This is a genomic window from Streptomyces sp. NPDC001068, assembly GCF_042897315.1.
Taxonomy (GTDB): domain Bacteria; phylum Actinomycetota; class Actinomycetes; order Streptomycetales; family Streptomycetaceae; genus Streptomyces.
In genome coordinates this window covers 347,497-370,336 of the sequence record NZ_JBIAYD010000007.1, presented here as the reverse complement: position 1 = coordinate 370,336, position 22,840 = coordinate 347,497, and the positions used below count along the sequence as shown (strand labels likewise).

General features: G+C 70.9%; 21 protein-coding genes. 2 read left to right on the top strand and 19 right to left on the bottom strand.

The window, feature by feature from the left end:
- Nucleotides 1-285 precede the first annotated feature (285 nt).
- The 4 genes from ACFY3I_RS21925 to ACFY3I_RS21910 all read right to left on the bottom strand — a co-directional run bounded on the left by ACFY3I_RS21925 (nucleotide 286) and on the right by ACFY3I_RS21910 (nucleotide 4,701).
- Entirely contained in the window at nucleotides 286-1,641 is a 1,356-nt protein-coding gene (locus ACFY3I_RS21925) for a replication-associated recombination protein A (protein WP_390862046.1), read from the bottom strand.
- Between the two features lie 43 nt (nucleotides 1,642-1,684).
- Nucleotides 1,685-2,341: a vitamin K epoxide reductase family protein gene (locus ACFY3I_RS21920; RefSeq protein WP_390862045.1), complete on the bottom strand. Its 657-nt coding sequence runs from the start codon at nucleotides 2,339-2,341 to the stop codon at nucleotides 1,685-1,687.
- Between the two features lie 376 nt (nucleotides 2,342-2,717).
- Nucleotides 2,718-3,980: a histidine--tRNA ligase gene (gene hisS / locus ACFY3I_RS21915; protein ID WP_390862044.1), complete on the bottom strand. Its 1,263-nt coding sequence runs from the start codon at nucleotides 3,978-3,980 to the stop codon at nucleotides 2,718-2,720.
- Between the two features lie 13 nt (nucleotides 3,981-3,993).
- Complete coding sequence (locus tag ACFY3I_RS21910) at nucleotides 3,994-4,701, bottom strand: MBL fold metallo-hydrolase (protein ID WP_365293254.1); 708 nt, start codon at nucleotides 4,699-4,701, stop codon at nucleotides 3,994-3,996.
- A 178-nt stretch (nucleotides 4,702-4,879) separates the two neighbouring features.
- Between ACFY3I_RS21910 and ACFY3I_RS21905 the strand changes: the two genes are divergently transcribed.
- The gene (locus ACFY3I_RS21905) at nucleotides 4,880-5,701 is read left to right on the top strand and encodes a peptidylprolyl isomerase (protein ID WP_365293256.1); all 822 of its coding nucleotides are present in this window, start codon (nucleotides 4,880-4,882) and stop codon (nucleotides 5,699-5,701) included.
- Between the two features lie 135 nt (nucleotides 5,702-5,836).
- Complete coding sequence (locus tag ACFY3I_RS21900; protein ID WP_390862043.1) at nucleotides 5,837-7,066, top strand: DUF349 domain-containing protein; 1,230 nt, start codon at nucleotides 5,837-5,839, stop codon at nucleotides 7,064-7,066.
- A gap of 74 nt (nucleotides 7,067-7,140) precedes the next feature.
- Here the strand turns inward: ACFY3I_RS21900 and ACFY3I_RS21895 are convergent, their stop codons facing one another.
- The 15 genes from ACFY3I_RS21895 to pgsA form a co-directional block, all read right to left on the bottom strand.
- Nucleotides 7,141-9,669: a bifunctional (p)ppGpp synthetase/guanosine-3',5'-bis(diphosphate) 3'-pyrophosphohydrolase gene (locus ACFY3I_RS21895; RefSeq protein WP_365293258.1), complete on the bottom strand. Its 2,529-nt coding sequence runs from the start codon at nucleotides 9,667-9,669 to the stop codon at nucleotides 7,141-7,143.
- Nucleotides 9,670-9,901: 232 nt separating this feature from the next.
- Complete coding sequence (locus ACFY3I_RS21890; protein WP_390862042.1) at nucleotides 9,902-10,441, bottom strand: adenine phosphoribosyltransferase; 540 nt, start codon at nucleotides 10,439-10,441, stop codon at nucleotides 9,902-9,904.
- Nucleotides 10,438-11,547 (bottom strand): protein translocase subunit SecF, encoded by a 1,110-nt coding sequence (gene secF, locus ACFY3I_RS21885; RefSeq protein WP_365293262.1) that lies wholly within the window; start codon nucleotides 11,545-11,547, stop codon nucleotides 10,438-10,440. Before secF ends, ACFY3I_RS21890 begins: the two co-directional genes overlap by 4 nt.
- A 3-nt stretch (nucleotides 11,548-11,550) precedes the next feature.
- Nucleotides 11,551-13,359, bottom strand: a complete 1,809-nt coding sequence (gene secD, locus ACFY3I_RS21880) for a protein translocase subunit SecD (RefSeq protein WP_390862041.1) — start codon at nucleotides 13,357-13,359, stop codon at nucleotides 11,551-11,553.
- A 141-nt stretch (nucleotides 13,360-13,500) separates the two neighbouring features.
- Nucleotides 13,501-14,064, bottom strand: coding sequence for a preprotein translocase subunit YajC (yajC, locus tag ACFY3I_RS21875; protein ID WP_365293265.1), 564 nt, complete (start codon nucleotides 14,062-14,064; stop codon nucleotides 13,501-13,503).
- 317 nt (nucleotides 14,065-14,381) lie between these two features.
- The gene (ruvB, locus tag ACFY3I_RS21870) at nucleotides 14,382-15,449 is read right to left on the bottom strand and encodes a Holliday junction branch migration DNA helicase RuvB (RefSeq protein ID WP_390862040.1); all 1,068 of its coding nucleotides are present in this window, start codon (nucleotides 15,447-15,449) and stop codon (nucleotides 14,382-14,384) included.
- Between the two features lie 27 nt (nucleotides 15,450-15,476).
- On the bottom strand, nucleotides 15,477-16,082 hold the full coding sequence (gene ruvA, locus ACFY3I_RS21865; protein ID WP_390862039.1) for a Holliday junction branch migration protein RuvA: 606 nt from the start codon (nucleotides 16,080-16,082) through the stop codon (nucleotides 15,477-15,479).
- Nucleotides 16,079-16,618 (bottom strand): crossover junction endodeoxyribonuclease RuvC, encoded by a 540-nt coding sequence (gene ruvC / locus ACFY3I_RS21860; RefSeq protein WP_365293270.1) that lies wholly within the window; start codon nucleotides 16,616-16,618, stop codon nucleotides 16,079-16,081. Before ruvC ends, ruvA begins: the two co-directional genes overlap by 4 nt.
- A 123-nt stretch (nucleotides 16,619-16,741) precedes the next feature.
- On the bottom strand, nucleotides 16,742-17,494 hold the full coding sequence (locus ACFY3I_RS21855; RefSeq protein WP_365293272.1) for a YebC/PmpR family DNA-binding transcriptional regulator: 753 nt from the start codon (nucleotides 17,492-17,494) through the stop codon (nucleotides 16,742-16,744).
- Nucleotides 17,495-17,545: 51 nt separating this feature from the next.
- Nucleotides 17,546-18,148: a pyridoxal 5'-phosphate synthase glutaminase subunit PdxT gene (pdxT, locus tag ACFY3I_RS21850; protein ID WP_390862038.1), complete on the bottom strand. Its 603-nt coding sequence runs from the start codon at nucleotides 18,146-18,148 to the stop codon at nucleotides 17,546-17,548.
- Nucleotides 18,148-19,053, bottom strand: coding sequence for a pyridoxal 5'-phosphate synthase lyase subunit PdxS (gene pdxS / locus ACFY3I_RS21845; RefSeq protein WP_390862037.1), 906 nt, complete (start codon nucleotides 19,051-19,053; stop codon nucleotides 18,148-18,150). Before pdxS ends, pdxT begins: the two co-directional genes overlap by 1 nt.
- 122 nt (nucleotides 19,054-19,175) lie before the next feature.
- Complete coding sequence (locus ACFY3I_RS21840) at nucleotides 19,176-19,739, bottom strand: hypothetical protein (protein ID WP_390862036.1); 564 nt, start codon at nucleotides 19,737-19,739, stop codon at nucleotides 19,176-19,178.
- A 319-nt stretch (nucleotides 19,740-20,058) separates the two neighbouring features.
- A complete protein-coding gene (locus ACFY3I_RS21835; RefSeq protein ID WP_365293279.1) occupies nucleotides 20,059-21,219 on the bottom strand; it encodes a glycosyltransferase family 4 protein in 1,161 nt (386 codons plus the stop codon).
- Nucleotides 21,216-22,124, bottom strand: coding sequence for a phosphatidylinositol mannoside acyltransferase (locus ACFY3I_RS21830; RefSeq protein WP_390862035.1), 909 nt, complete (start codon nucleotides 22,122-22,124; stop codon nucleotides 21,216-21,218). Before ACFY3I_RS21830 ends, ACFY3I_RS21835 begins: the two co-directional genes overlap by 4 nt.
- Nucleotides 22,121-22,798, bottom strand: coding sequence for a phosphatidylinositol phosphate synthase (gene pgsA, locus ACFY3I_RS21825; protein ID WP_365293283.1), 678 nt, complete (start codon nucleotides 22,796-22,798; stop codon nucleotides 22,121-22,123). Before pgsA ends, ACFY3I_RS21830 begins: the two co-directional genes overlap by 4 nt.
- Nucleotides 22,799-22,840: the final 42 nt, after the last annotated feature.

Sequence of the window (22,840 nt, the reverse complement as noted above, 5' to 3'; positions counted from 1 at the left end):
TGATATCGGCTCGTCAGGGTTGAGGGAGGTCGCAATCCGCAGCCGGGGAAACCCGCCGGAGCCCGTTGCCGGGTCTGGTGGGCAGCCGCTCCCCTGGTCTGGGCACATACGTGCAGCACGCGAGTGGCCCACCGACCGGTCCCGCCGTACGGCGAGTGGTGGTGGGCTGCCCGCGACACCGTTCGACGGTGCGCGACGCTCCTGGATCCTCCTTGCGGAGGTTCCGGCCGACTGTCCCGCTCTGACAGCGCGGGACTCAGCGCTTCGAGGGATTCTACAGGCTGCTCAGGACCGCCTGCGACCGAGGTGTTTCCGGGTCCACTCGACGGCGTCCGCGTACCGCGCCTCGGAGCCGTGCCGGGTCGGGGTGTAGTACTCGCGGTCCTTGACCGGGTCCGGGGCGTACTGCTGCTCGGCGATGCCCTCGGGCAGGTCGTGCGGGTACACGTACCCCTGCGCGTGGCCCAGCTTGGCGGCGCACTTGTAGTGGCCGTCGCGCAGGTGCGGGGGCACCTGTCCGGCCAGTCCCCTGCGGACGTCCTCCAGCGCCGCGCCGATCGCCGTGGTCGCGGAGTTGGACTTGGGCGCCAGGGCGAGGGCGATGGTGGCGTGGCTGAGGGTGAGGGCGGCCTCCGGGAAGCCGATCATGGCGACGGCCTGGGCGGCGGCCACCGCGGTGGGCAGGGCGTGCGGATCGGCGAGGCCGATGTCCTCGCTGGCGGAGATCATCAGGCGGCGGGCGATGAAGCGGGGGTCCTCGCCCGCCTCGATCATCCGGGCCAGGTAGTGCAGGGCCGCGTCGACGTCGGAGCCGCGGATGGACTTGATGAGGGCGCTGGCGACGTCGTAGTGCTGGTCGCCGTCCCGGTCGTACTTGACCGCGGCCCGGTCGACGACCTCCTCCAGGGTTCCCAGGCCGATCTCCGCCTCGCCCTTGTCGAGGGCCGCTCCGGCGGCGGCCTCCAGGGCGGTCAGGGCGCGGCGGGCGTCGCCGCCGGCGATGCGCAGCAGGTGGTCCTCGGTGTCCGCCGGGAGGGCGACGGAGTCCTTCAGGCCGCGCTCGTCGGTCAGGGCCCTGCGCAGCAGGCCGCGGAGGTCGTCGTCGGTGAGCGGTTCGAGGGTGAGCAGCAGCGAGCGGGAGAGCAGCGGGGAGATCACCGAGAAGTACGGGTTCTCCGTCGTCGCCGCGATCAGGGTGACCCAGCGGTTCTCGACGGCCGGGAGCAGGGAGTCCTGCTGGGCCTTGCTGAAGCGGTGGATCTCGTCGAGGAAGAGGACGGTCTCCTTGCCGTAGCCCCCGGTGGCGCGGCGGGCGCCGTCGATGACCGCGCGGACCTCCTTGACGCCCGCGGTGATCGCGGAGAGCTCCACGAACCGCTTGTCGGTGGCCTTGGACACGACGTAGGCGAGGGTGGTCTTGCCGGTGCCGGGCGGACCCCAGAGGATCACCGAGGACGGACCGGCCGGGCCGCCGGAACCCTCGCCGACCAGTCTGCGCAGCGGGGATCCCGGCTTCAGCAGATGCTGCTGGCCCACCACCTCGTCGAGGGTGCGCGGGCGCATCCGCACCGCCAGGGGGCTGCCGGCCGGATCCTTCTCCTGGCGTTCTTCTGCGGCTGCGGTGAACAGGTCGGGTTCCACACCGAAACCCTAAATGACCGCACTGACAGCGCGGGCCGCGCCGTCAGCTGGTCCAGAAGTCCCACCAGCGGGTCAGGATCAGCATGCCGATGATGCCCACGTGCAGGACCGGCAGGACCCAGGTGAACTCGCCGAAGAAGGACTTCAGCCAGTTCGGGGCCGACAGGAAGTTCTTGCGGATGTTGAAGGAGGTCACGTACCAGAACATGGTGATCGTGGCGACCCAGGCCAGCGAGCACCACAGGCACAGGGCGTTGATCCGGTACAGGGACTGGAACTGCAGCCAGGTGCAGAACGCGACGCCGAAGAGGGTGCCGAAGTTGAAGGTCAGCCAGTACCAGCGCGGGAAGCGGGCACGGGCCAGCAGGCTCATGCCGACGCAGATCACGATGCCGTAGCAGACCAGGCCGAGCATCGGGTTCGGGAAGCCGAAGGCGGCGGCCTGCTTGGACTCCATGACGCTGCCGCAGGAGACGACCGGGTTGAGGCTGCACCCCGGTGTGAACGTCTTGCCCTCGACCTTGGCTTCCAGCAGCTTGAACTTGTCGATCGTGATGACCCAGGCGGCCAGCAGGCCGGCGGCGCCGGTGATGATCAGCAGCAGCCCGAAGGCGATGCCGCCGCCCTCCGTGCGCGGTGCCGTGGAGGCGTGCTCGGGCTCGGGCTCGCTGGAGACGTCGTGGACTGTCGTCTTGCTCATCACGCCGATTCCGTCTGTTTGAGAGTTGGAGACTCCTTCGGGCAGTGGCCATTGTGCCGCACGAGGCGCCCTCTCCACCGTTCGGTGGACATAAGGACGTACGCGACGGTGCCCCCCGGGGCCGGGTTCCGGCCGCCCCTCGGGGCCCGGCCGGGGCGGCCGGGCCGGGACGGCGGCGGGGTCCGGTCCTGGGCACGGATCCGGCGGCGGGCACGCGCGCGTGGCGGCCCCGCGCCTGCCGGTCCGGGCCGGAATCGCCCGGCAGGAGGAATCGCCACCCGCCGGGTTGACGGGCCGCGAGACGGTACGGCGCCGCACGCGGAGCTGCCCGGAGCCGTGCGGCTCCGGGCAGCATGATCCGTTCGCCCCGCCGGGCTCAGCCCAGCCTGGACTCCAGTTCCGCCACGATCTCGTTCACGCCGATCGCCGTCTGCTCGCCGGACTCCATGTCCTTGAGCTGGACGACACCCTCGGCGAGGTCCCGCTCGCCGGCGACGATCGTGTAGCGGGCCCCGCTGCGGTTGGCGTTCTTCATCGCGCCCTTGAGGCCCTTGGCGCCGTAGGAGAAGTCCGCCGCGACCCCGGCCCGGCGCAGTTCGGTGACCTTGGCGAACAGGATCCGGCGGGCCTCCTCGCCGAGCGGTACCGCGAAGACGCTGGTGGCGGACGGCAGGTCCGGCTCCACGCCCTCGGCCTCCAGCGCCAGGACCGTGCGGTCGACGCCGAGTGCCCAGCCCACCGACGGCAGCGCGGGGCCGCCGATCATCTCGGACAGGCCGTCGTAGCGGCCGCCGCCGCCCACCGCGGACTGCGAGCCCAGACCGTCGTGGACGAACTCGAAGGTCGTCCGGGTGTAGTAGTCGAGGCCGCGCACCAGCTTCGGGTCGTCCTCGAAGGCCACGCCCGCGGCCGTGATCAGTTCCCGGACCTCCTCGTGGTACGCCTTGCAGGCGTCGCAGAGGTAGTCGCGGAACAGCGGGGCGTCGCCCAACTGCTTCTGGACCGACTCCCGTTTGTCGTCCAGCACCCGGAGCGGGTTGATCTCCGCCCGGCGCAGGGTGTCCTCGTCGAGGTCGAGGCCGCGCAGGAAGTCCTGGAGCGCGGCCCGGTACACCGGACGGCACTCCTTGTCGCCCAGACTGTTCAGCAGGATGCGGAAGTTCCGCAGCCCCAGCGAGCGGTATGCCTGGTCGGCCAGGATGATCAGCTCGGCGTCGAGCGCCGGGTCCTCCGCGCCGATGGCCTCGGCACCGACCTGCGAGAAGTGGCGGTAACGGCCCTTCTGCGGACGCTCGTAGCGGTAGTACGAGCCGGAGTACCAGAGCTTGACGGGCAGGTTGCCGGCCTTGTGGAGGTTCGCCTCCAGGGCGGCGCGCAGCACGGACGCGGTGCCCTCGGGGCGAAGTGCGAGCCTGTCGCCGCCCTTCGTCTCGAAGGCGTACATCTCCTTGGTGACGATGTCGGTGGACTCGCCCACCCCGCGCGCGAACAGCTCCACCTTCTCGAAGCCGGGCGTCTCGATGTAGCCGTAGCCGGAGTTGCGCAGCGGCGCGGCGATGGCCTCGCGGACGGCCAGGTACTTGGCGCTGTCCGGCGGGATCAGGTCGTAGGTGCCCTTGGGGGCCTGAAAGGTGCTCACGGAAGGTCTCTCGTCACATTCCTCGTCGGGGAGCGTCCGCGCTCCCGAGGCCGCCCGCCACCTGCCGCAGATAGGCATTGGTGGCGCGCTCCTGGCCGATGGTCGTCTGGGGGCCGTGGCCGGACAGCACCACGGTGGAGTCGTCGAGCGGCAGGCACACGCGGGCCAGCGAGGCCAGCATGTCGTCCATGGAGCCGCCCGGCAGGTCCGTGCGTCCGATGGAGCCGGCGAAGAGCAGATCGCCCGAGAAGAAGACCGACGGGACGTCGGCCGTCTCCGGCATCTGGAAGGTCACCGACCCCTTGGTATGGCCCGGCGCGTGCGCGACGGAGAATTCGAGTCCGGCCAGCTCCAGCTTCGCGCCGTCGGTCAGTTCGAAGACGTCGTCGGGCTCCCCCACCGTCAGCTCGCCCATCAGCGGCATGCCGATGGACCGGCCGAGCGCCTTCTCGGGGTCGCTCATCATGTACCGGTCCTCGGGGTGGATCCAGGCCGGCACGTCGTGCGCGCCGCACACGGGGACGACCGAGGCCACGTGGTCGATGTGGCCGTGGGTGAGGACGACGGCGACGGGCTTGAGCCGATGCTTCTTCAGTGCTTCCTCGACGCCTTCGGCGGCCTGGTGGCCGGGGTCGATGATCACGCACTCCGCACCGGCGGCGGGGGCGACGAGATAACAGTTCGTCCCCCATGCCCCGGCGGGGAACCCGGCAATGAGCACGATCGTCCTTTGTTGTGTCGGTTCGGGTGGCTACAAGCTGTGGTCCAGAGCCTACCGGCGCTGCCGTTTCCTCAGCGAACCCATATACGGTACGGGGCTACACGCAGTGGTCGGCTCACACAGCGCACAGGACGCACGCGTACCGGTCGACATACGACACGCATGAGGAGAGAACCCGGTGGTCACCCAGGAGCAGCGGCGGCGTCAGCTCGCCCGGGAGAAGTTCTTGCGGCAGCAGCAGCGGCGTACCAGCGCACGGCGCAAGTCACGCATGCGCAACTCCGTGATCGCGTCCGTGCTCGGCGTGATCGTGATCGGCAGCGTTGCGCTGTACACGACCGGTGTGCTGAAGAACGACGACAAGGCGAACGCCAGCTCGCAGACGACGCCGAGTGCCGCGCCCAGCGCCAGCAAGCCGGCGGACCCGTGCGCGAAGCCGGCGGCGGGCAAGGTCGAGAAGCTGAGCTGGAAGAAGGAGCCGGCGATGTCGATCGACACGTCGGCGAACTACACCATGAAGCTGGCGACGACGTGCGGTGACATCGCCATCGCGCTGAAGACGGCGGCCGCCCCGCACACGGTGAACTCCTTCGACTTCCTCGCGTCCAAGGGGTACTTCGACCACACCAAGTGCCACCGGCTCACCACCAACGGCATCTACGTGCTGCAGTGCGGCGACCCGACGGGCACCGGCAGCGGTGGTCCCGGGTACACGATCCCCGACGAGAACCTGAAGGACACGAGCCTGAAGGGCGGCGTGTACCCGACGGGCACGATCGCGATGGCCAACACCGGTCAGAAGCACACCGGCGGCAGCCAGTTCTTCCTGGTCTACCAGGACAGCCAGTTGCCGCCCAGCTACACCCCGTTCGGCACGGTGGACGCCGCCGGACTCAAGGTCCTCAAGAAGATCGCGGCGGCCGGCGACAGCACCGGATCCGGCGACGGAGCCCCGAACGCGACGGTCGTCATCAACAAGGCGACGGTCACGAAATCCTGAGGTCCAACCGCGAAACTTCGGTCGCGCGGGATGCGGACAGGCAACCCGCCGGTCGCCTATGTTGGCCGTGACGAAACTGTGGACGATGCCCGGGGGCACAGAGGCCCCTCGCAGGCATCATGTGGAGGAGGCGCTGTGAGCAGCGACCCGTGGGGCCGCGTCGACGAGACGGGGACCGTGTACGTGCGTACGGCCGACGGCGAGCAGGTCGTCGGTTCCTGGCAGGCCGGCTCCCCTGACGAGGCGCTGGCCTACTTCGAGCGCAAGTACGAGGGCCTGGTTGTCGAGATCGGCCTCCTCGAGAAGCGCGTGCGGACCACCGACCTGTCCGCCAAGGACGCCCAGGTCGCCATCGACCACCTGCGCGAGCAGGTGGAGGCGCACCACGCGGTGGGTGATCTGCAGGCGCTGCGGGGCCGGCTCGACGAGCTGGTGAAGACCGTGGAGTCGCGTCGCGAGGAGCGCAAGGCGCAGCGTGCCAAGCAGTCCGACGAGGCCCGCAAGGCCAAGGAGGACCTGGTCGTCGAGGCGGAGCAGCTGGCCCAGTCCGACCAGTGGCGGTCGGCCGGTGAACGGCTGCGCGCGCTGGTGGACACCTGGAAGGGTCTGCCGCGCCTGGACCGCAAGTCGGACGACGAGCTGTGGCACCGCTTCTCGCACGCCCGGTCGGCGTTCTCCAAGCGTCGCAAGGCGCACTTCGCGCAGCTCGACGCGCAGCGTGAGGACGCCCGCAAGGCCAAGGAGAAGCTGGTCGCCGAGGCCGAGTCGCTGGCGGCCTCGACCGACTGGGGCCCGACGGCCGCGCGCTACCGCGACCTGATGACGGAGTGGAAGGCCGCCGGCCGCGCCCAGCGCGAGCACGAGGACGACCTGTGGAACCGCTTCCGCGGCGCCCAGGACGTGTTCTTCGCGGCCCGCGGGTCCGCGTTCGCCGAACGGGACGCGGAGCAGACGGAGAACCTGAAGCTGAAGGAGGAGCTGGCCGGCGAGGCCGAGAAGCTCCTGCCGATCTCGGACCTGAAGTCCGCGCGGTCCGCCTTCCGCTCGATCAACGAGCGCTGGGAGGCCATCGGCCACGTGCCGCGCGACGCGCGTCCGAAGGTCGAGGGCCGGATGCACACGGTCGACCGGGCCATCCAGGAGGCCGAGGAGGCCGAGTGGCGGCGGACCAACCCGGAGGCACGCGCGCGTGCCGCGGGTCTGACCGGCCAGCTGCAGGCCGCGGTGGACAAGCTGCGGACGCAGATCGAGCAGGCCCGCGCCCAGGGCAACACGTCGAAGGCGGAGAAGCTGGAGCGTGAGCTGGAGGGCCGGCAGGCGCTCCTGGACCAGGCCCTGAAGGGTCTCCAGGAGTTCGGCGGCTGAGCGGCGCGCAGGCGCACACGACGAGAGGGGCCCCGTACGGCGCGTACGGGGCCCCTCTCGTCGTGTGCCGGGCGCTAGGACCGGTTGCGGGCCGACGTGACCCGGTAGACGTCGTAGACGCCCTCCACGCCCCGTACGGCCTTCAGGACGTGGCCCAGGTGTTTGGGGTCGCCCATCTCGAAGGTGAACCGCGAGGTGGCCACCCGGTCGCGGGAGGTCTGGACGGCGGCGGAGAGGATGTTGACGTGCTGGTCGGACAGGACGCGGGTGACGTCCGACAGGAGCCGGGACCGGTCCAGGGCCTCGACCTGGATGGCGACCAGGAAGACCGAGGACTGGGTGGGCGCCCACTCGACGTCGAGGATGCGCTCCGGCTCCCTCGACAGTGACTCCACGTTGACGCAGTCGCTGCGGTGAACCGATACACCGCTGCCGCGGGTGACGAACCCGATGATCGGGTCGCCGGGCACGGGCGTGCAGCAGCGGGCCAGCTTGACCCAGACGTCGTCGACGCCCTTGACGACCACGCCGGGGTCCTGGTTGCTGCGCCGCTTGCGGCCGCGGGTGCGGGACGGCGGTACCGCCTCGTCGATCTCCTCGGTGGCCGCCTCCTCGCCGCCGAGCGCCTGCACCAGCTTCTGCACCACGTTCTGCGCGGCCACATGGCCCTCGCCGATCGCCGCGTACAGCGAGGAGATGTCGGGGTAGCGCATCTCGTGGGCGAGCGTGACCAGCGAGTCCCCGGTGAGGATGCGCTGGATCGGCAGGTTCTGCTTGCGCATCGCGCGGACGATGGCGTCCTTGCCCTGCTCGATCGCCTCGTCCCGGCGCTCCTTGGAGAACCAGGCGCGGATCTTGTTGCGGGCCCGTGGGGACTTGACGAAGCCGAGCCAGTCCCGGGAGGGGCCGGCGCCGGGTGCCTTGGAGGTGAAGACCTCGACCAGGTCGCCGTTGTCCAGGGTGGATTCGAGCGGTACCAGGCGGCCGTTGACACGCGCGCCTATCGTGCGGTGGCCGACCTCGGTGTGCACGGCGTACGCGAAGTCGACCGGGGTGGCGCCGGCCGGAAGCGCTATGACGTCGCCCTTGGGCGTGAAGACGAAGACCTCGTTGCGGGACAGGTCGAAGCGCAGGGACTCCAGGAACTCGCTGGGGTCCTCGGTCTCCTTCTGCCAGTCCAGCAACTGGCGAAGCCACGCCATGTCGTTGAGGTGGTCGTCCTTGCCCTTGCCGGACGACTTGGGCACGTCGGTACGGACCTTGGAGGCGCCGGCGACGGCCTCCTGCTTGTACTTCCAGTGCGCGGCGATGCCGTACTCGGCGCGGCGGTGCATGTCGAACGTGCGGATCTGGAGTTCGACGGGCTTGCCGTTGGGGCCGATGACCGTGGTGTGCAGCGACTGGTACATGTTGAACTTGGGCATCGCGATGTAGTCCTTGAAGCGCCCCGGAACCGGGTTCCAGCGCGCGTGGACGGTGCCCAGGGCCGCGTAGCAGTCGCGGACGGTGTCCACCAGGACGCGGATGCCCACCAGGTCGTAGATCTCCGCGAAGTCCCGGCCGCGGACGATCATCTTCTGGTAGACGCTGTAGTAGTGCTTCGGGCGGCCGGTGACGGTGGCCTTGATGCGGGCGGCCCGCAGGTCGGCCTGGACCTCGTCGGTCACTATGGCCAGGTACTCGTCACGCTTCGGTGCCCGCTCGGCCACCAGCCGGACGATCTCGTCGTACATCTTGGGGTAGAGGATCGCGAACGCGAGGTCCTCCAGTTCCCACTTGATGGTGTTCATGCCCAGGCGGTGGGCGAGCGGCGCGTAGATCTCCAGGGTCTCGCGCGCCTTCTTCTCCTGCTTCTCGCGCTTGAGGTAGCGCATGGTGCGCATGTTGTGCAGGCGGTCGGCGAGCTTGATGACCAGGACGCGCGGATCCTTGGCCATGGCGACGACCATCTTGCGCACGGTCTCGGCCTGCGCGGCCTCGCCGAACTTGACCTTGTCCAGCTTGGTCACGCCGTCCACGAGCAGCGTGACGACGTCGCCGAAGTCGCGGCGCAGGTCCTCGAGGCCGTACTCGGTGTCCTCGACGGTGTCGTGCAGCAGGCCCGCCATCAGGGTCGCCGGATCCATGCCCAGCTCGGCGAGGATCGTGGTCACCGCGAGCGGGTGGGTGATGTAGGGGTCGCCGCTCTTGCGCTTCTGGCCGCGGTGCCAGCGTTCGGCGACCTGGTACGCGCGTTCGATCTGGCGCAGCGTGGCGTTCTCGATCTTGGGGTCGTTGCTGCGGACTATGCGCAGCAGCGGCTCCAGGACCGGGTTGTACGGGTTGGCCCGCTGCACGCCGAGGCGGGCCAGGCGGGCGCGGACGCGGCTGGAGGAGCCGGTGCGCGCGGGCTGGCCGCTGTTGGGGCGGGTCGTGGAACGCTCGGCCGGGGACGGTTTGGGGCGCGAGCTCTCGGCCGACTTCTCGGCGGGCGCGGACTGGGCGTGCTCGACCGGCCCACGGGTGTCGTTCTTGGTCTGCGACACGTTCGGCGCGGGCTTGGCCGCGGGCGCCGAGGCGGGCTCGGGCTTGGCGGCGGTCAGTGGCTGGGCCTCGTCTGGCAAGAGGGCTCCTCGTGCGCGATCCGGGTCCCCCGGTCAGGCTCCGGAATGCCCATGGTAGCGATCCTGGGCCATGTCATCGCCCGCAGGACGGACCGGGGACCGTATACGCAAGTAACACAGGAGGCCACCGAGGGATTCCACGCGGGTGTCCTGAGGGTTGCGGGAGGCCCCGGGCGGACGGCGAACGGCCGCCCCCGGAAGGGGACGGCCGGTTCGTTCGGTCGCGGGACGCTCAGACCTTGAGGAGGGACTCCAGCGGCGCTCCGGCGAGGGCCGGCTCCAGGCGGGCGCGGCCGCCGAGGAAACCGAGCTCCATCAGGACCGCGACGCCCGCGATCTCGGCGCCGGCGCCGTGGACCAGGCGGATCGAGGCCTCGGCGGTGCCGCCGGTGGCGAGCACGTCGTCGACGATCAGGATCCGGTCGTGCTCGCCGATGTCCTCGGCGTGCACCTCGATCTCGGCGGAGCCGTACTCCAGGTCGTAGGACTGGCGCAGGGTCGCTCCGGGCAGCTTGCCCGCCTTGCGGACCGGGATGAAGCCGAGGCCGGCCCGGACGGCGACCGGGGCGCCCAGGATGAAGCCCCGGGCCTCCAGGCCGACGACCTTGGTGGCACCGGTGCGGCCGGCGATCTCCGCGAGGGCGTCGGTGAGCGCGGTGAACGCGGCGGGGTCCGCCAGGAGCGGGGTGATGTCCTTGAACACCACACCCGGCTCGGGGTAGTCCGCGACGTCCCTGATACGGCTGAGCAGCAGTTCCCTGATCTCCGTCATCGGCGCTTCCCCGACGGACGGCCGCGGCCGCCCCGGTTGCGGGACGCCGGCTGGTTGCGCGGTCCGACGACCGCCGGAGCGGAGTCGTCCGGTCCCTCGGAGCCGCCGACGCGGGCCTCGGACATCTCGTCCTCGGCGGCGGCCTGGGCGCGCTTGGCGAGAACGCGCTTCCTCAGCGCCTTCATCTGCGGCTCGGCCTCCTTGAGGTCGGCGACGAGCGGCGTGGCGATGAAGATCGAGGAGTAGGCACCCGCGGCGAGACCCACGAACAGCGACAGCGAGATGTCGTTGAGCGTGCCCGCGCCGAGGAAGCCGCCGCCGATGAACAGCAGACCCGCGACCGGCAGCAGCGCGACGACCGTGGTGTTGATCGAACGGACCAGGGTGCCGTTGATCGAGTGGTTGGCGATGTCGCTGTAGGTGAAGCGGGTCTGCTTGGTGATGTCCTTGGTCTGCTCCTTGAGGCTGTCGAAGACGACGACCGTGTCGTAGAGCGAGTAACCGAGGATCGTCAGCAGACCGATGATCGTGCCGGGGGTGACCTCGAAGCCGACCAGGGCGTAGATACCGGTCGTGATGGTGATGTCGTGGATCAGCGCGACCAGGGCCGCGACCGCCATCCGCCACTCGAACGCGATCGCCAGGTAGATGACCACGAGGACCATGAAGATCGCGAGGCCTTCCCAGGCCTTGTTGGCGATCTCGTCACCCCAGCTGGGTCCGACCAGGTCGGCGGCGATGGACTCGGGGTCCACGTTCATGTCCTTGGCCAGCGCGGCCTTGGTCTCGTCCGACTTCTCGGTGTCCATGCCGGCGATCTGGATGCGCAGACCGCCGGTGCCGAGCTTCTGGACGACCGCGTCGTGACCGGAGGCCTCGGACGCGTAGGTCTCCGCCTGGGACACCGAGATGCTGGTCTTCGAGGTGGTGAAGACGGCACCGCCCTGGAAGTCGATGCCCATGTTCAGGCCGCGCACCGCCAGGCCGACGATGGCCGTGATGGTGATCAGGATGGAGATGCCGTACCAGATCTTGCGCTTGCCGACGAAGTCGTAGCTGATCTCGCCGCGGTGGAGTCGGGCGCCGAGGTTGCCGAGTTTCGACATCGCTCACGCTTCCTTCGGGTCGACAGGGCCGGCGGCGGGGCCGGCGGGACGGCGGGTACGGCGCAGCGGGGGCTTGGCGCCCAGACCCTTCGGGTCGAGCCCGGACCACTTGTGGCCGCTCGCGAAGAACTTACGCCGGGCGAGGATCGTCATCAGCGGCTTGGTGAAGAAGAAGACGACGACCACGTCGAGGACCGTGGTCAGGCCGAGCGTGAACGCGAAGCCCTGGACCTTGCCGACGGTCACGATGAACAGCACCGCGGCGGCGAGGAACGACACGAAGTCGGAGACCAGGATGGTGCGCCGGGCGCGCGGCCAGGCCCGCTCGACGGCGGGACGCAGGGTGCGGCCCTCCCGGATCTCGTCCCGGATGCGTTCGAAGAACACGATGAACGAGTCCGCCGTGATGCCGATCGCGACGATCGCGCCGCAGACGGCCGGCAGGTTCAGCGCGAAGTGGATCGTGGGGCCGAGCAGCGCCATGATCGCGTAGGTGAGGGCCGCGGAGACCAGCAGCGAGGGGATCGCGACGAGCGACAGGCCGCGGTAGAAGGCCACCAGGTAGATGATGACCAGTGCCAGACCGATGGCACCGGCCAGCAGACCGGCGTGCAGCTGCTGGCCGCCGAGGGCGGCGGTGACGGTGGTGACGCTCTGCGTCTTGAAGGACAGCGGGAGCGCGCCGTACGACAGCACGTTGGAGAGGCTCTGGGCCTCCTCCTGCGTGAAGCTGCCGGAGATCTCCGCCTGGCCGCCGGTGATGGACTGGGCCACGGTCGGGCTGGAGACGACCTCGCCGTCGAGGACGATGCCGAACTCGTTCTGCGGCGGCTGGCCGTTCTTGGCGAGCTCACCGGTGACGTCCGCGAACTTCTTGGCACCGCTGGAGGTGAAGGTCATCTGGACCTGCCAGCCGGAGGCGCCCTGCGTGTCGAAGACGGCCTGGGCCTTCTTGACCTCGGTGCCGTCGACGCGGGCCGGGCCGAGCACGTACTTGTACCAGGCGCCGTCGACCTGGCCGCAGGCCACGGTCGAGTCACCCGGCTTGGCGGTCTTGCCCGCCGTTGCGCGCTGGGCGGCCTTCGAGCAGTCCAGCGCGGTGAACTCGGCCTGCAGCTTGGCGGCGGCCGCGGAGGCGCCGGCGTCGGCCGAGGAGGACGCGGACGGGGCGGAGGGGCTCGCCGGCGAGGACGCGGAGGCGGACGACGACGGCGTGGAGTCGGCCTTCAGGGCGTCGGTGACCGCACGGCCCTGCGAGGTGGCCGAGGACGACGGCGAGGCGGTGGACGTGCCGGTCGCCTTCTGGGAGCCCGAGGCGCTGCTCGACGGGGAGGAGCTCGGCGAGGAGCTGGCGCCGCCGCCGGCGGCGGACGCGCTCGGCGAGGCGCTCGGCGTGGCGCCCGTGCTGGCCTCCTGGGCCAGGACCGGGCGGAAGTACAGCTTCGCGGTGGTGCCGACCTGCTTGCGGGCCTCGGCGGAGTTCGTCCCCTTGGGGATGTTGACGATGATGTTGCTGGTGCCCTGGGTCTGGACCTCCGCTTCCGACACGCCCAGACCGTTGACACGGCGGTTCATGATCGAGACCGCGGTGTCCATGTTGGTCTTGTTGATCGCGTTGGGCTGGCCCGGCTCGTTCTTCGCCTGAAGCGTGATGCTCGTACCACCGGCCAGGTCGATACCGAGACGCGGAGTGGTGTTTCCGGAGGCGAACATTCCGCCGGTGAGCGCCGCGATGGCGATCAGGATGAGGGCCAGCGAGCGCCCTGGCTTGCTCTGGGCGCTCGCGCTCCGGCCCCTCTTAGGTGCTGCCACCTTCTCGTACTCCCTCTCGGGCCGCCGCGCCCCTGGTCGGTGCGGTCGGCCATGACATGGTGTCGGGATCCCGTCCGGGAAACAGACGCGCCCGGGGCGCGGACGGCGCGCGTGAGGCGCGCCGTGCTCCCCGGGACACGGCTACTTCGCGTCGGAGTCGCCCTCGGTCTTCTTCGGCTCTTCGTCGGCCTTCGCGTCGGAGGGCTTCGCCTCCTCGGCCTCGACCGCGACCGTGTCCCCGGCCTTCCCTTCGGCCTTCTCGTCGGCCTTGTCGTCGGCCTTCTCCTCGGCCACGTCCTTCTTGCCGAAGTCGACGGCCTTGTCGCCGGAGGCGGCGGCAGCGCCGGCGGGCTCGTCGTCGGTCTCGGTGAGGGAGGAGGCGTCCTGCGGAACGACGTCGGCGTCGGACTTCAGGTCGTGCTCGATGCCGTGCACGATGCGGTTGTACTCGTCGTCCGTGAGCACGGCGCCGATCGCGTTCTTCGCGAAGAGGAGGTCGACGCCCGGGCCGGCGTCGAGGAGGACCGTGTCCTCGTTGACTTCCTTGACCGTCGCGTACATGCCCCCGATGGTGCGCACGCCACTGCCGGGCTGCATCTCGTTCCTCATCTGCTTGGCCTGCTGCTGGCGCTTCCTGTTGGAACGCGTCATCAGGAACATGGCTGCGATAAGGACGACGAAGAAGAGAAGAGGCAAGGTATTCACGAGACGGAATTTCCTTCGCGCAGCCGCGGCGGTGAGCGGCCTGGATGATGGGGGTGTGGTCGGCGCCGCCCGCAAAGGCAGCATCGGCGGAGTCTAAGCGAGTCCGCGCGCCTGGAACAACGCTCAGCATGGCACCTGGGTTCCTGCGCCCGCCAATGCCCCGCCGTCACGAAGAGATCACGTCTGGCCACGAACCCCGCGGGGCATCCGGCGGCACAGGGGTGATCGGGGGTATTGGAGAGTCCGGCCACATCCCGCCGAGGGCGTGAGGACGCCCGCGGCGGGGCGCGCGGTGCGGGCAGGACGCCCGCCGATGTTCACGTACCGAACAGGTCCTGTTGGCCGGATCCCGTCCCTCGCGGGGCCGTCAGACCCAGGTGGGCCCAGGCCGCGGGGGTGGCGACCCGGCCCCGCGGGGTGCGGGCGAGGAGCCCCTCGCGGACCAGGAAGGGCTCGGCGACCTCCTCGACGGTCTCGCGCTCCTCCCCCACCGCGACGGCCAGGGTGGACAGACCGACCGGGCCGCCGCCGAACAGCTTGAGCAGGGCCTCCAGCACCGCGCGGTCGAGCCGGTCGAGGCCGCGCTCGTCCACCTCGTAGACGGCCAGCGCCGCGTGCGCGATGTCGCGGGTGATCAGTCCGTCGGCCTTGACCTGCGCGTAGTCGCGGACGCGGCGCAGCAGCCGGTTCGCGATCCGGGGCGTGCCGCGCGAGCGCCCGGCGATCTCCGCGGCCCCGGCCGGGTCGATCTCGACGTCCAGCAGGTTCGCCGAGCGGTGCACCACCCGCTCCAGCTCCCTCGGCTCGTAGAACTCCATGTGCGCGGTGAAACCGAAACGGTCCCGCAGCGGCGGCGGCAGCAGACCCGCGCGCGTGGTGGCGCCGACCATGGTGAACGGGGGGAGTTCGAGCGGGATGGCGGTGGCGCCGGGGCCCTTGCCGACGATGACGTCGACCCGGAAGTCCTCCATCGCCATGTACAGCATCTCCTCGGCGGGCCGGGACATGCGGTGGATCTCGTCGAGGAAGAGGACCTCGCCCTCCTGGAGGGAGGAGAGGATCGCGGCCAGGTCGCCCGCGTGCTGGATGGCGGGGCCCGAGGTGATGCGGATCGGCGCCCCCATCTCCGCCGCGATGATCATCGAGAGAGTGGTCTTGCCCAGGCCGGGGGCGCCGGAGAGCAGCACGTGGTCGGCGGTGGCGCCGCGCGCGCGTGCGGCGCGCAGGACCAGGTCGAGCTGCTCGCGGACCTTCTCCTGGCCGATGAACTCGCCGAGGTCCTTGGGGCGCAGGGCGGCCTCGACGGCCTGGTCCTCACGGTCGGCGACGGCGCCCACCAGCCGCTCCGCGTCGGCGCCGGTGTCGGTCGTGTCGTCCCAGTTCATAAGTGATGTGCCTCAGCGGTGGTGGGGTCAGCGAGCGCGGTTGAGGGTCTGCAGGGCCGCCTTGAGCAGCTGCCCGACCTGGGGGGTGCCCCCGGCCGCCTCGGCCTGCGGGGCGACGGCGGTGACGGCCTCCTCGGCCTCGCGGGTCGCGTAGCCGAGGCCGATCAGCGCGGCGTGCAGCTGCTCGCGCCAGCCCTGGCGGACCGGCGTGCCGACCGCGGGGGCGCCCAGCGGCTCGCCGAGCCGGTCCTTGAGCTCCAGGAGCAGCTTCTGGGCGCCCTTCTTGCCGATGCCGGGGACGGCGACGAGCGCTTTCTCGTCACCGGTGGCGACCGCCCGGCGCAGCGCGTCCGGGCTGTGCACGGCGAGCATCGCCTGGGCGAGCCGCGGGCCGACACCGCTCGCCGTCTGCAGCAGTTCGAAGACCTGGCGCTCGTCGTCGTCCGCGAAGCCGTACAGGGTGAGCGAGTCCTCCCGTACGACCAGCGAGGTGGCGAGCTTGGCCTGCCGGCCCATGCGCAGCCCGGACAGGGTGTTGGGCGAGCACTGGATGGCGATGCCGATCCCGCCGACCTCGACGACGGCGGAGTCCGGGGCGAGGGCGGCGACCGGGCCGCTCACGAAGGCGATCATGCCGTACGGCCTTTCGTTGCGTTGGCTGCGTGCAGGGCGACGGCCTGCTGGAGTCGGTTCTGGGCGGGGGCGCGCCAGATGTGGCAGATGGCGAGCGCCAGGGCGTCGGCGGCGTCGGCCGGCTTGGGCGGTGCGTCGAGCCGGAGGAGCCGGGTGACCATGGCGCCGACCTGCGCCTTGTCGGCGCGTCCGGAGCCGGTGACGGCGGCCTTGACCTCACTGGGGGTGTGCAGGGCGACCGGGATGCCGCGGCGGGCGGCACACAGCATGGCGACGGCACTGGCCTGCGCGGTGCCCATCACGGTACGGACGTTGTGCTGGCTGAACACCCGCTCCACGGCGACGAATTCGGGCCGGTGCTCGTCCAGCCACTGTTCGATGCCCTGCTCGACGGCGACCAGGCGCCGGCCGAGTTCGGCGTCGGCCGGTGTCCGCACCACCCCTACGCCGACCATGGTGAGCGGCCGGCCCGCGACGCCCTCGACGACCCCGACACCGCATCGCGTGAGGCCGGGGTCCACCCCCAATACGCGCACCGCGCCCCTCCCTTCGGTCACCTGTTTGTGCAGGCTAGCGGGTGCCACCGACAACGGCCGACATGACGACGGGCCGACGGGTGTGTCCCGTCGGCCCGTCCGTCGGCTCAGCCCGCGGCGGCGCTACGCGTCCACCTTCTCCATGACCTCGTCGCTGACGTCGAAGTTGGCGAAGACGTTCTGCACGTCGTCGCTGTCCTCCAGGGCGTCGATCAGCTTGAAGATCTTCCGGGCGCCGTCCTCGTCCAGCTCGACCTGCATGGTCGGGACGAAGTTGGCCTCGGCGGAGTCGTAGTCGATCCCGGCGTCCTGGAGGGCGGTGCGGACCGCGACCATGTCGGTGGCCTCGCTGAGCACCTCGAAGGACTCGCCGAGGTCGTTGACCTCCTCGGCGCCCGCGTCCAGGACGGCGCCGAGGACGTCGTCCTCGGCCAGCTCGCCCTTGGGCACGATCACGACGCCCTTGCGGTTGAAGAGGTAGGAGACCGAACCCGGGTCGGCCATGGAGCCGCCGTTGCGGGTCATGGCGACCCGGACGTCGGAGGCCGCGCGGTTGCGGTTGTCGGTGAGGCACTCGATGAGCACCGCGACGCCGTTCGGCCCGTAGCCCTCGTACATGATCGTCTCGTAGTCGGCGCCGCCGGCCTCCAGGCCGCCGCCGCGCTTGACCGCGGAGTCGATGTTCTTGTTGGGGACCGACTGCTTCTTCGCCTTCTGGATGGCGTCGTAGAGGGTCGGGTTGCCCTCGATGTCGACGCCGCCCATCCGGGCCGCGACCTCGATGTTCTTGATCAGCTTCGCGAAGAGCTTGCCGCGCTTGGCGTCGATCACGGCCTTCTTGTGCTTCGTCGTAGCCCATTTAGAGTGGCCGGACATCTGCCTGTCTCCTTCGCGTAACCCATCCAACAACGAACGCCAGAGATCCTACTAGGACTCCGTCGCCCGGGACGCGTGCACCATGTCGACGAACAGGGAGTGCACACGGTGGTCACCGGTGAGTTCCGGGTGGAACGACGTGGCGAGCGCGTTGCCCTGGCGGACCGCGACGATGTGGCCGTCGTGCTCGGCGAGCACCTGGACGGCGGCGCCGACCGACTCGACCCAGGGCGCGCGGATGAACACGCCCTCCACGGGATCGCCCGGGACGCCCTCGACGGCGACCGCGGCCTCGAAGGACTCGTTCTGCCGTCCGAAGGCGTTGCGGCGCACGATCATGTCGATGCCGCCGATCGTCTCCTGGCCCGAGCGCGGATCGAGGATCTTGTCGGCGAGCATGATCATGCCCGCGCAGGTGCCGTAGACGGGCATTCCGGCCCGCACGCGCGCGCGGAGGGGTTCCATCACGCCGAACAGGACCGCGAGCTTGGAGATGGTGGTGGACTCGCCGCCCGGGACGACCAGGCCGTCCACCTCGGCCAGCTCCTCCGCGCGGCGGACCGGCCGGCCCACGGCGTCGGCCGCGGCCAGGGCGACGAGGTGTTCCCGTACGTCGCCCTGGAGCGCGAGCACTCCGACCACCGGAGTGGTCATCACCAGCCCCGGTTCGCGTAGCGCTCGGTCTCGGGGAGGGTGTCGCAGTTGATGCCGACCATGGCCTCGCCGAGGTTGCGGGACGCGTCCGCGATGATCTTCGGGTCGTCGTAGAAGGTGGTCGCCTTGACGATGGCGGCGGCGCGCTTGGCCGGGTCGCCGGACTTGAAGATGCCGGAGCCGACGAAGACGCCCTCGGCGCCGAGCTGGCGCATCAGGGCGGCGTCGGCCGGGGTGGCGACACCACCGGCGGAGAACAGGACGACCGGGAGCTTGCCGAGCTCGGCGACCTCCTTGACGATCTCGTACGGGGCGCGCAGCTCCTTGGCGGCCGCGTACAGCTCGTTGTTGTCGTAGCCGCGCAGCCGGGCGATCTCGTTCTTGATCTGGCGCAGGTGGCGGACGGCCTCGACGACGTTGCCGGTGCCGGCCTCGCCCTTGGAGCGGATCATGGCCGCGCCCTCGGCGATGCGGCGCAGGGCCTCGCCGAGGTTGGTGGCACCGCAGACGAAGGGGGTCGTGAAGGCCCACTTGTCGGAGTGGTTGACCTCGTCGGCCGGGGTGAGGACCTCGGACTCGTCGATGTAGTCGACGCCGAGCGACTGGAGGACCTGGGCCTCGACGAAGTGGCCGATCCGGGACTTGGCCATGACCGGGATGGAGACGGCGTCGATGATGCCCTCGATCATGTCCGGGTCGGACATCCGGGCCACGCCGCCGTCCTTGCGGATGTCGGCCGGGACCCGCTCCAGGGCCATGACGGCGACGGCGCCCGCGTCCTCGGCGATCTTCGCCTGCTCCGGCGTGACGACGTCCATGATCACGCCGCCCTTGAGCTGCTCCGCCATGCCGCGCTTCACGCGCGCGGTGCCGGTCTCGGGGGCCTGGTTGTCGATGGTGGACACGGGTGACCTCACTCGCTGAAAGAGGGTTTCTGCAAACACAGAGGAAACGCGAGCGGACCAGTCCACAGCAAGGGCCAATGCCGAGCCGGTGGATCCTTTTGTCCTTCCCGGCCTGCCGCAGGTCAGACGGCCGGTCCGGTACCCCGGTCCGCCAGTGCGGCCGGCGGCTCGTCGTCCATCTCGAAGGCCATCGGGAACGGGGCGTGGCCGGCCAGCCGGAACCAGCGGACCTTGCGGTGCGCGCGCAGCCGGCGGGCCGCGCCGACGGCGTCGTTGTGGAAGCGGCGGGCCATCGGCACCCGGCGCACGGCCTCGGCCAGCTCGCTCGCCGCGGACTCGCCACCGGGAGCGGCGCGGACCTCCTCGACCTGCCGCGGGTCGTCCAGGACCGCGCGCAGCGCCTGGCTCAGATCGCTCTCGGCCACCTCCCGCTGGTCCTCCTCGGCCTGCCGGGCGGCGTGCGCGGCCTCGTACAGCACGATCGACGCGGCGGGGTCGAGCACCCCGGAGGTCGCCAGCTCCTGGGCGACCGAGGCGCGCCGCAGCAGCTGGGCGTCGAGGGCGGCGCGGGCCGCGTCGATCCGCGCGTGCAGCCGGTCGAGCCGCCCCGCGGTCCAGCTCAGGTAGAGGCCGACCACCACGAGCGCGGCGAGGATCCAGAGCGTCCAGATGAGCGTTGCGGTCACGGGCGGAACGCTATATGACGCGCCGCACGGCCGGCCCCCGCATCAGCGCCCCGAAGGGGCGCGGGGAACTGCGCGACCAGCCACGACGGCGCCGCACCCGTCGGACGTCACAGCGCGGCGCTCCCTGCCGTCGGCGCCCCTCCCGGCGGAGCGTCCAAGGGCTGTCCCATGATCCCCGGTGGGTCGGCGCACGGCGTCGGATGCGGTGCATCGCAAGGCGGAGGGTCGCCCTCATACCGGGCGTATTCGGGCGACCCCGACAACGCCGCGAGGTGCCGTAGCCGTCGTCGTGCGCCCGCCGGGGATCACGGGACAGCCCTTAGTCCCGCGCCAGTCCGAACCGTGCCCGCAGCCCCGGTCGTTCGTCGGCCGCGACCGCCGCCGCGCCCGCGGTCACCGTCTCGTAGACGGAGAGGATGTCCGCGCCCACGGTCGACCAGTCGAAGCGGCGTACGTGCACGCTGCCGCGTGCGCTCAGCGCGGCCCGGCGCTCCGGGTCCGCCAGGAGCCGCACCGCCGCCCGGGCCAGTTCGTCCGCGTCCTCGTTGGCGAAGAGTTCGCCCGCCGCCCCCTGGTCCAGGACCTGGGCGAACGCGTCGAGGTCGGAGGCGAGGACCGGGGCCCCCGCGGAGAGCGCCTCGACCAGGATGATCCCGAAGCTCTCGCCGCCCGTGTTGGGCGCGATGTACAGGTCGAGGCTGCGCAGGAAGCGGGCCTTGTCCTCGTCGCTCACCATGCCGAGGAACTCGACGCGGGAGCGCAGTTCGGCGGGCAGGGTCTCGACGGCCGCCTCCTCGTCGCCGCGGCCGGCCACCAGGAGGCGGGTCTGCGGGCGGGCGGCGAGGATGCCGGGCAGGGCCTTCATCAGCACCGGCAGGCCCTTGCGGGGCTCGTCGATGCGGCCGATGAAGCCGATGGTGTCGCCCTGCCACTCGGGGCGCGGCTCGGCCTTGGCGAAGAAGTCGACGTCGACGCCGTTGGGGATCACCACCGCGTCCCCGCCGAGGTGCTCGACGAGCGTGCGCCGGGCGTACTCGCTGACCGCGATCCGGGCGCTGATCTTCTCCAGGGCGGCCTGCAGGATCGAGTAGGCGGCGATCATCGCGCGGGAGCGCGGGTTGGAGGTGTGGAAGGTGGCGACCATCGGGCCCTGCGCCGCCCAGCAGGTCAGAAGGCCGAGGGAGGGCGAGGCCGGCTCGTGGATGTGGACCACGTCGAACGCCCCGTCGTGCAGCCAGCGCCGCACCCGCGCGGCGGACAGGAATCCGAAGTTGAGGCGGGCCACCGAACCGTTGTACGGCACCGGTACCGCGCGGCCGGCCGAGACGACGTAGGGCGGCAACGGGGTGTCGTCGTCGGCCGGGGCCAGGACGGAGACCTCGTGGCCGAGGCGGATGAAGTATTCGGCGAGGTCGCGGATGTGGAACTGGACGCCACCGGGCACGTCCCAGGAGTACGGGCAGACGATGCCGATCCTCACGACGGTCCCTTCGCGGGGTCGAGGTCGGCGAGCCACAGCCGCTGAAGCATGTGCCAGTCCTCCGGATGGTCGGCGATCCCGGTGGCGAAGGCGTCGGCCAGCGCCTGTGTCATGACAGACGTCCTCGCCGCCCGGTCACCTGACTCGGGGACGTCCACGGGCGCGTGCACCCGGCCCCGCATGACCGGGGAGTCGTCGTACCAGAGGGTCACCGGGAGCAGGTACGCGCCGGTCTGCTGGGCCAGGAGGGCCGGTCCCGCGGGCATCCGGGCGGTGTCGCCGAAGAAGTCGACCTCGACGCCCGAGGCGGACAGGTCGCGGTCGGCGACCAGGCAGACCAGGCCGCCGTCCCGCAGCCGGCGGGCCAGGGTGCCGAAGGCGGAGCCCCCGCTGTGCGGCAGGACCTCCATGCCGAGACCCTCGCGGTAGGCGACGAAGCGGTCGTAGAGGGTCTCCGGCTTGAGGCGCTCGGCGACCGTGGTGAACGGGGTCTCCAGCTCGGTGGTCACCCAGGCGCCGGCGAGGTCCCAGTTGGCCAGGTGCGGCAGCGCGAGGATCACCCCGCGGCCGGAGGCGAGGCCGTCGGTGAGGTGGTGGACGTCCTTGGGCGCGAAGCCGCCCCGGACCCGCTCCTCGCTCCAGGACGGCAGCCGGAAGGACTCCATCCAGTACCGCAGGTAGGACCGCATGCCCGCGCGCGACAGCTCGCGCAGCCGCTCCGGGCCCGCGTCGGGCAGCACGCGCGCGTAGTTGGACTCCAGGCGCCGCACGCCCTTGCCGCGCTGTCGCCAGGCGAGGTCCGCGACGGTGCGGCCGAGGCGCACCGCGACCGGCTCGGGGAGCTTCTTCACGGTGCTCCAGCCGAGTCCGTACAGACCGTCGGTGAGCCGGTCGGCGACCGTCACTGCCCGGCCTCGCTCCCGTGGCCGGCCGTCTCCCGCGCGGCGGCGGCCTCCGCCTCGGCGGACTCCCGGCGGACCGTGACGACCCGCTGGACGAGGGTGACCAGGCTGCCCACGGCGACCACCCACAGGGCGATCGGGAGCAGGATCTGGATGCCCGGCACGCCGAACTTGTGGAAACCGGCCAGACCGGCCGCCACCAGCGAGATGACCAGACGCTCGGCCCGTTCGACCAGACCGTTGACCGCGACCGGCAGGCCGATCGACTCGCCGCGCGCCTTGGTGTACGACACCACCTGGCCGCTGGCCAGGCAGAAGATGGAGACGGCGCACAGCACGTTGTCGGCGCCGTTGCCCGCGTACCAGAGGGCGAAGCCGCCGAAGATGGCGCCGTCGGCGACCCGGTCCAGGGTGGAGTCCAGGAAGGCGCCCCAGCGGCTGGTGCGGCCCAGCTGGCGGGCCATGTTGCCGTCCACCAGGTCCGAGAAGACGAACAGCGTGATCACGATCGTGCCCCAGAAGAACTCGCCCCGGGGGAAGAAGACCAGCGCGCCCGCCACCACTCCGGCCGTGCCGAGAAGCGTGACCGTGTCCGGGCTCACACCCCGGCGGATGAGAAACGAGGCGAACGGTGTGAGGACACGCGTGAAGAATGCACGCGCGTACTTGTTCAGCATGGCCTTCCCGACGGTCGTTGCGCCGTGCGGCCCCTGCTGGCC

Excerpts from the sequence above, each read along its gene's own strand:
- pgsA (WP_365293283.1), bottom strand. The coding sequence starts at position 22,798 with ATGCTGAACAAGTACGCGCGTGCATTCTTCACGCGTGTCCTCACACCG.
- ACFY3I_RS21855 (WP_365293272.1), bottom strand. The coding sequence starts at position 17,494 with ATGTCCGGCCACTCTAAATGGGCTACGACGAAGCACAAGAAGGCCGTG.
- ruvB (WP_390862040.1), bottom strand. The coding sequence starts at position 15,449 with ATGAACTGGGACGACACGACCGACACCGGCGCCGACGCGGAGCGGCTG.
- ACFY3I_RS21920 (WP_390862045.1), bottom strand. The coding sequence starts at position 2,341 with ATGAGCAAGACGACAGTCCACGACGTCTCCAGCGAGCCCGAGCCCGAG.
- ruvA (WP_390862039.1), bottom strand. The coding sequence starts at position 16,082 with ATGATCGCCTTCGTGAGCGGCCCGGTCGCCGCCCTCGCCCCGGACTCC.
- ACFY3I_RS21890 (WP_390862042.1), bottom strand. The coding sequence starts at position 10,441 with ATGACGGAGATCAGGGAACTGCTGCTCAGCCGTATCAGGGACGTCGCG.
- secF (WP_365293262.1), bottom strand. The coding sequence starts at position 11,547 with ATGTCGAAACTCGGCAACCTCGGCGCCCGACTCCACCGCGGCGAGATC.
- pdxT (WP_390862038.1), bottom strand. The coding sequence starts at position 18,148 with ATGACCACTCCGGTGGTCGGAGTGCTCGCGCTCCAGGGCGACGTACGG.